We start from the raw sequence: 7,104 nt of genomic DNA, 5'->3' as shown, positions 1-7,104 counted from the left end.
TGCAGGATGTCGGGGCGCGGCCAGGGGATGCGGTCGAAGACCAGCAGGCGGAGCGAGCGGCCGGGGACGTCGACGCCGTCGCGCACGGCGTCGGTGCCCAGCAGGCAGGCGTCCTCCTCGGCGCGGAAGATGTCGACCAGGGCGCCCACCTCCAGCGGGTCGGCGTGCTGGGCGTAGAGGGCGAGGCCCTTGTCGGCGAGCGGCGCGGCGATCTTCTCGTGGACGGCGCGCAGGCGGCGGATGGCGGTGAAGAGGCCGAGGCCCCCGCCGCCGGCGGCCAGGAAGAGTTCGCGCATGGCGGCGGCCACCTGGCGCACGTCGTCCTTGCTGACGTCGGTGACGACGAGGGCGCGGGCGTTGGCGGCATAGTCGAAGGGCGAGCTGAGCTTCAGCGTCTTTGGCCGCTCGGGCAGGCGCGCGGCGCCGGTGCGCATCTCGGCCAGAGCGAACGGGTCGTCGAGCGTGGGGTCGGCGAGCGTTGCGGAGGTCACCAGCACGCCGTGGGCGGGGACGATGACGGCGTTGGTCAGGGGCTCGGTCGGGTCGATCCAGTGGCGGCGGGCGGCCGCGTCGACAATTCTGCCGAACATCATGTTTGCGTCGAACCAGTCGACGAAGTCGGGGTCGTCGTCGGCGTTCTCGTCGATGGCCTGGAGCATGGCGCGCCAGGCGGGGAGCTGCATGCGGCAGCGGCGGTCGAGGCCGCGCAGCGCCCCTTCGATGCGGGCGCGCTCCGAGCCGGAGAGGGTCTCGGCCTCGGCGTCCATGACGTCCTCCAGGGCGCGGGCCAGGGCCAGCAGGGGCGCCTCGATGCGGGCGAGCGCGGCGGCGGCCACGCGGGCGGTGTCGCGGACGAGGTCGAGGGCCGGGCGCGCGGCGCACTCCATGCCGACCTCGGACGGCGCGGCGCGGGCGCGGAGCTGTTCGAGGACGGCGACCAGGAAGGCCTCGATCTCGCCGGTCGGGTTCACCTCGCCGTTGGGCGGCGCGATGCGGCCGCTCCAGCCTTCGCCCGGCAGCGCCTGGGCCGCGCGCAACGCCTGCGCCAGCGCGTCGCGCGCGTCGTCGCGGTCGCCCAGCATGTCGAGGAGGCGCGCCTCCAGGCCGCGGCCCCGGCGCCCGCGCCCCTCGGGCCCGCGGATCCAGCGGCGCAGTTCGGCGGCCTCCTGCCCCGAGAGCGCGGCCGAAAACGCGCTGTCGGCCGCGTCGAACAGGTGGTGGCCCTCGTCGAAGACGATGCGCTTGAGGTGGGTGGTCTCCGCATCGCCCTTGGAGCCGCGCGCCGCCCGCGCGCCGTCGAAGGCGGCCTGGGTCAGCACCAGGGCATGGTTGGCGATGACCAGGTCGGCGCGGCGGCTGCCGCGGATCGCCTTCTCCACGAAGCAGGTCCGGTAGTGCTGGCAGCCGGCATGGACGCACTCGCCGCGCCGGTCGACCAGGTTGGCGGGGCTGGCCTGCGAGAGCGGCGACACCGCGAAGAGGGTCGGCAGCCAGGCGGGGAAGTCGCCGCCGGTCATGTCGCCGTCGCGGGTGGCGCGCGCCCACCGCGCGGTGAGCGCGTGGCCCACGAGGTCGGTCCCGCCGAGCTGGGCGGCGTTGGCCTGCTCCTGGAAGTTCAGCAGGCAGAGGTAGTTCTCGCGCCCCTTGCGCACGACCGCCTTCTTCGCGCGCACCTTGGGGTCGGGGTAGATGGCGCGGCTCTCGCGCTCGATCTGGCGCTGGAGCGCGCGGGTGTAGGTGGAGACCCAGACGGCGGGGCCGTTGGCCTCGGCCCAGAGCGAGGCGGGCGCGAGATAGCCCAGGGTCTTGCCGACGCCGGTGCCGGCCTCGGCCAGCATCATGTTGGGCTCGCCTTCCCGGCTCCGCGGCTGGAAGACGTGGGCGGTCTCGGCGGCGTATTCGCGCTGGGCGGCGCGCACCTCGTCGAGGCCGGCGGTCTCCAGCAGCGAGCGCAGGCGCTGCGTCGCGTCGTCGGCAGTGACGGGTTTCGAGCCCGGCTCGCCGGGCGGCGCCTCGGCCTCGCACTCGGCGATCCGCGCCCAGACGTCGAGGCCCGAGGTGCGGAAGGTGTTGCCGGGGAGCTGGGAGCGCAGCGCGCCGATGACGGCGGTCCCCCAGGGCCAGCCGGCGCGGGCGAGGGTTTCGGCCAGCGCCAGGGCTTCCTCGCGGGTGGGCGTGGGCGCGGCGGCGAGGTCTTGCAGGAGCGTGCGGGCGGCGAGCTGGAGGGTGGCGGCCTGCTGCTCGGGGGTCTTGGGCTCGGGCAGGTCGAGCGCCTGGGCGAGGCCCGCGGCGGAGGGAGCGGCGAACTGCGCGGGCCGCGCGAAGGCGAAGAGCTCGAGGACGTCGAAGATGCGCGGCGTGCGCGGGGGCGGGTTGAGGCCGAGGCGCCGCGCGGTCATCGCCGCGTGGGCGACGAGGACGGGGGCGGAGGTGAAGAGGTCGCGGGCGTCGGGGGGGCGGATGGCGCGGGCGGTTGGGGTGGCCGTGGCGTGGCCGGCGGCGTCAGCGAAACTGGGGGGCGCGCCGTCGGTGGGAGCGTGGGTGGCGGCGGAGCCGGCAGCCGCGAGCCCGCCGACCGGGTCGGCCACGGCGCAGCGCGGTCCGGGCAGGACCACGAGGGCGGGGGCGAGCTGGAGCTGCGACGCGGTGGCGGGGAGAGTCACCCGCGGGAGGGTAGGTTAGCGGGGCGGTGAACGGAAGGGGAACCACCGAAAAGACTCGGGCGGCAAGCTCTGGTATCCTGAGGCATGGACGAACATTTGATCTTCCTAAGCTACGCCTCGCCCGACCGGGCACGCGTGGCCGACTACTTCACTCATCTCGCAAGCCGTGGGTTCAACGTCTGGTGGGACAAGCGCCGCCTGAAGGGTGGACAAAATTGGGATCTTGAGATCAAGATCGCCTTACAAAAAGCCGTAATAATAGTCGTATTTCTCTCAAGTAATTCCGTTGATGGACGAGGATATGCTCAGAGAGAGATTAAGATCGCTCTTGATCAATCCCGAGAGCGGCTTTTGGACGATGTATATATTGTCCCCGTTTTGCTTGACGACGGCCTAACTATTCCTCGTGAACTAACGGGGATTCAAGCAATTCTCGCGAGCGATAGCGAGTCAAAATCTGAATTGTCCGAGTCGATTCAGATGCAGTTGGAGCGCTTGGGCGTCGAAGCATCTCGCTCGCAAGCCGAAAGCAACATCCGTTGGTCAGTAACCCGCTACCGAGATAGTTGGGAGGGCCTTCCCGGCTATGACACGACCTACCAGCTATTGAACTTGAGTTCTGAGCAGTACCCCCAGATATCGGAGGTCACGGACATCGTGAGGGGGTGGCTTTTGTCTCGGGTTCTGAATGAGAGAACTGCTAAGTTTTCGCAAATTCCGGACATCATGAATTTTGGGAAGGATCGATTCTTCAGACAAAACCTATGGAACGCTTCATGTGGCGATCCAAAGATCAAAGAACGCGCTCTTAGCATCGTCTATAATATCTGGTGGTTTGGCGCGGGCGCTGCGCATCCCAATCAGTTTTTCCAAACGTTCTCCTTTACCCTCGACCCGATCACCTACATAGAGGGAGCGCAAGAACTATTCGCCAATGAGGAAGTCGCCTTCAAGCAAATACAAGATGAATGCCGCAGAAAGCTCTTGGAGCAGCGCTTCGAAGGCATGACGAACGATGACTCAACTCTGAACCTAACGCAGGACTATGTGCATTCCGGAACCGAGAAATGGTCGGATTTTGAGAATTTCGCTTTTGGAGAGGAAGGCATAGATTTTCTGTTCTCGACGTACCAAGTTGCGCCATACGCATTCGGTCCGCAGGTGGCCAGCGTGAGCTACGAGATTCTCGCGCCGCTAATGCACCACCATCTCGCCTGTGCGCTCGGGATAGAATATCTCGGACGCGAACCTACCTGGACTGCTCCGGCAGCGGATGCCGCAGCAGCGGCGAGCGCGATGCGCGAACGAGGCGAAGTTGGCTAACTAGTATCGTAATCTCTAGTCACTCTATTCCCGGCGGCGAACAAGCTGCCAAGTCTGTACAACTCTGAACTCGTTCGCATCCGCGTAGGTCAGCTTTCGGCCATCCGCCAGTTCGTTGCGCTTCAAGCCAGCAATCCAGCTATCGCCGTCCATCGTACGGCTTAACCTGAACTCTTGTATCGTAACGGCTGCGTAAACGCTGCCGCCTTCATCTACGACTTCGAACTCTTCAATAACGCGCTCCATGGATCGATGTTACGCGATTCTGGTTTGAGAGAAACGGACCCCCCTCTGGCACCCTTCAATCCATGGACGGAGTTTGCCTGGGGGCTGAGCCGTCTCAAGGACGCCGCCGCAGGCGTCGCCGCGGCGCGGTCGCGCCGGAGGCGCGATCCTTGACACGGCTCAGCCCCCAGGCTCGCAATCAACCATGGATTTAAGGGCGGGTTTGGGCATGCCGGGGTTGGGACTGGTGCTGGCGTTCGCGGCGATGCAGGCGTCGGCAGAGCCCGCTGCGCAAGGTCGCCAGCCGGTCAGCACGATCACCTTCCGATGCATGGTGGCGAGCGGGGCGAAGCTGGAGGCCTGTGCGCCGCAGCGCGGGCACGAACGCCTGGATCCGCGCAAAGTCGAACACCTCAAGAGTTTCGCCGAGCGCGCATGCCTGAAGGGAAGCGAGCGTGTCGGTGAGGTGTTCGAGACGACGCTTCCGTTCACGGATTCACCGGCGTTGCTGGAGCCGGTTCCGCCAGACGCCTCGGTGATCACCAACCCGGACTGGATCGCCCTGCCGAGCGCTCGCGCGATCGCGGAGGCCTATCCGACGGCCGCGCAGCGAAGCCGCCTGGCGGGTCGTGCTGTCGTGTCCTGCTGGGTGGGCGTCGACACCCGCGCCCATGACTGCGCGGTGGTGGAAGAGACGCCGAAGGGGCTGGGCTTCGGAGCCGCCGCGCTGAAGGTGGCCGAGGCGTTCCGGATGCGGCCGATGCTGAAGGACTGCAAACCCGTGGACGGCGGCAGGATCGTCGTCCCGATCCAGTTTGGGCGGATGGCGCCGAGGTAGGCGGGGCGCCGGAGCGCTAGGACTTCAGCGCCTTCTTCAGCGCCTCGTTGATGCGGCCCTGCCAGCCGGGACCGGTTTCGCGGAAGCCGTCCGGGACGTCGGCGTCGAGGCGCAGGGTGACCTGGCGCTTGGGGTTGTCGAGCTTGGGACGGCCGCGGCGGGTGAGCGTACCCTGGGCGGGGCGGATGAGCTTGTCGCCGCGCCAGATGGCGGCGCGCTCGAAGTCATCCTTCGTCCACTCGGGGGCGTCGGCGGGGTCGATCCAGGCGGACGGGGTGTCGGTCTCGGAGGTCATTGCTGTCGGTCGCCGTACGCGTCTTCTTGCCACGCGCTCACCTCCCCCGCGAAGCGGCGGGAGGGGGACCGCTCGCCGAGCGGAGCGAAGAGCGAGGGGTGGAGGGGGCGAGCTTCAGGCTCGGCGGATGGGTCGGCGGTGGTTGGCGCTGTGGGTGGGGCTCGCCCCCTCCACCATCCGCTCCACGCCCGGCTGGAGCCGGGCTCGGCGGACGGTCCCCCTCCCGCCGTCGCTGGCGCGACGGGGGAGGTGAGGCTGCGCCTGCGGCGCTTGTCCCTCCCCATTAAGGGAAGAATGTTCTTTTTTTGTTCTTGACTTCCGAACTTGAATTCGGTAGGTTTCGGTCAGGGTCGAGTGGTGCGCCTTTGGGGCGGCGCTCGGCCCTTTTTCATGTCCGGACAATCGGAAGGAGGCGGCCTCATGGATGGTGGGGGCGAGCTTGTGCGCGTGGTGGACGAGCGGCCGGCGCAGAAGGGGCTGGTGCGGCGGCTGGGCGGGCCCGAGGCGACTTCAACGCGGCACTACGTGCGGTTCTCGGCGGTGGTGGCGCGGCGGATCTGCACGCGGCTGGAGGCCGGGGAGACGCTCAGGGGCATCTGCGCGGATCCGGACATGCCGCACCGGACCACGGTGAAGGCGTGGCGCAACGCGCTGCCGACGTTCGCGGAGTCGGTGGAGCGGGCGCGCCGCGCGGCGGGGTGGCACATGCGCGGCGGGCACCCGCCGAAGTGGTGCGAGTGGACGGCGCGCGAGGTGTGCATGCGCCTGGCTGCGGGGGAACGGGTGCGCGACATCTGCGCCGACCCGGACATGCCGTCGGAGGCGCTGGTGGGCAAGTGGCGGCGCGAGCGGCCGGAGTTCGCCGCGGCGCTGCGCGAGGCGCGCGCGATGGTGGCCGAGCGGCTGTGCGAGGACAGCTGGGAGGTGGCGCAGGCGGTGACGCCGTCGGACGCCTTCGCGACGCACGTGAAGCTCTTGCACATGCGCTGGATGGTCGAGTGCTTCGACCCCGCGCGGTTCGGCCGGTTCAAGGCGGTGGCGCACGAGAGCGTGACGGCGGCGGCGCTGGAGGCGGCGAGGCCGCGGGAGACCGTGTTCCGGGTGCGGCGGTTCGACAAGTACGTGGACGAGACCGGCCGCACGCGGCTGCGCGAGGTGTTTCCGGATGGGGAGGGGCCGGCCGAGGGGGTGATCTCGGGGGGTGATCTCGGGGGCTGACTTCGGGGGCTGACGGCACGGCCCCTCCCCTCTCCGCGCCGGAGCGGTAAGGTGGGCGCAAAGTCGATGGTGGAGGAGACGGCCATGAACGACATCGGGTTCGAGGCGGTGCTGCCCGAGGGCTGGGCGCGGCCACGGGGATTTGCGCAGGCGGTGAAGTCGTCGGGGTCGACGGTGGTGCGGGTCTCGGGCCAGCTCGGGCGGGCGCCCGGGGCGGCGGCCGTGGCGGCGGGGTCGTCGCTGGGGGAGCAGTGGCGCTATGCGCTGGAGAACCTGGTGACCGTGGTGCGGGCGGCAGGCGGCGAGGTGGGCAACATCGTGATGCTGCGGGCCTATGTGACCGACATGGCCGAGTTCAACGCCGGCGGCGCCGAGGTGGGCGCGGCATGGGGCGCGACGCTGGGACGGCACTTTCCGGCGATGACGCTGGTGGGGGTGACGGCGCTGGTCGACCCGAACGCGCGCGTCGAGATCGAGGCCGAGGCGGTGCTGGCGTAGGCGCGCCCGCCCCGCCCCGCCCCCTCCACCACTTCGCCTTCCCC

At 69.0% G+C, this 7,104-nt stretch carries 7 protein-coding genes; 4 read left to right on the top strand and 3 right to left on the bottom strand.

All coding sequences use genetic code 11. From position 1 onward, the window contains the following. A partial coding sequence (locus tag JNL41_RS08035; RefSeq protein WP_293473818.1) for a helicase C-terminal domain-containing protein occupies window positions 1-2,663 on the bottom strand: 2,663 nt, incomplete at its 3' end. Window positions 2,664-2,747: 84 nt separating this feature from the next. Here JNL41_RS08035 and JNL41_RS08030 point away from each other — a divergent pair. After that, window positions 2,748-3,986: a TIR domain-containing protein gene (locus tag JNL41_RS08030; RefSeq protein WP_293473816.1), complete on the top strand. Its 1,239-nt coding sequence runs from the start codon at window positions 2,748-2,750 to the stop codon at window positions 3,984-3,986. A gap of 24 nt (window positions 3,987-4,010) precedes the next feature. Here the strand turns inward: JNL41_RS08030 and JNL41_RS08025 are convergent, their stop codons facing one another. Continuing rightward, entirely contained in the window at window positions 4,011-4,232 is a 222-nt protein-coding gene (locus JNL41_RS08025; RefSeq protein ID WP_293473814.1) for a hypothetical protein, read from the bottom strand. 226 nt (window positions 4,233-4,458) lie between these two features. Between JNL41_RS08025 and JNL41_RS08020 the strand changes: the two genes are divergently transcribed. Continuing rightward, complete coding sequence (locus JNL41_RS08020; RefSeq protein ID WP_293473820.1) at window positions 4,459-5,049, top strand: TonB family protein; 591 nt, start codon at window positions 4,459-4,461, stop codon at window positions 5,047-5,049. A gap of 16 nt (window positions 5,050-5,065) precedes the next feature. On the opposite strand, the gene JNL41_RS08015 is transcribed toward JNL41_RS08020, so the two are convergent. Then, the gene (locus JNL41_RS08015; protein WP_293473812.1) at window positions 5,066-5,344 is read right to left on the bottom strand and encodes a BrnA antitoxin family protein; all 279 of its coding nucleotides are present in this window, start codon (window positions 5,342-5,344) and stop codon (window positions 5,066-5,068) included. A gap of 420 nt (window positions 5,345-5,764) precedes the next feature. Here JNL41_RS08015 and JNL41_RS08010 point away from each other — a divergent pair, with 420 nt between their 5' ends. Continuing rightward, a complete protein-coding gene (locus JNL41_RS08010; protein ID WP_293473810.1) occupies window positions 5,765-6,562 on the top strand; it encodes a hypothetical protein in 798 nt (265 codons plus the stop codon). Window positions 6,563-6,646: 84 nt separating this feature from the next. Beyond that, the gene (locus JNL41_RS08005; RefSeq protein ID WP_293473809.1) at window positions 6,647-7,060 is read left to right on the top strand and encodes a RidA family protein; all 414 of its coding nucleotides are present in this window, start codon (window positions 6,647-6,649) and stop codon (window positions 7,058-7,060) included. Window positions 7,061-7,104 lie beyond the last annotated feature (44 nt).

Source organism: Phenylobacterium sp., from assembly GCF_016793285.1.
GTDB lineage: Bacteria > Pseudomonadota > Alphaproteobacteria > Caulobacterales > Caulobacteraceae > Phenylobacterium.
Note: the sequence above shows the minus strand (reverse complement) of the source record. Positions and strands in the feature narration are given on the sequence as shown.

Excerpts from the sequence above, each read along its gene's own strand:
- JNL41_RS08030 (WP_293473816.1), top strand. The coding sequence starts at position 2,748 with ATGGACGAACATTTGATCTTCCTAAGCTACGCCTCGCCCGACCGGGCA.
- JNL41_RS08025 (WP_293473814.1), bottom strand. The coding sequence starts at position 4,232 with ATGGAGCGCGTTATTGAAGAGTTCGAAGTCGTAGATGAAGGCGGCAGC.
- JNL41_RS08015 (WP_293473812.1), bottom strand. The coding sequence starts at position 5,344 with ATGACCTCCGAGACCGACACCCCGTCCGCCTGGATCGACCCCGCCGAC.
- JNL41_RS08010 (WP_293473810.1), top strand. The coding sequence starts at position 5,765 with ATGGATGGTGGGGGCGAGCTTGTGCGCGTGGTGGACGAGCGGCCGGCG.
- JNL41_RS08005 (WP_293473809.1), top strand. The coding sequence starts at position 6,647 with ATGAACGACATCGGGTTCGAGGCGGTGCTGCCCGAGGGCTGGGCGCGG.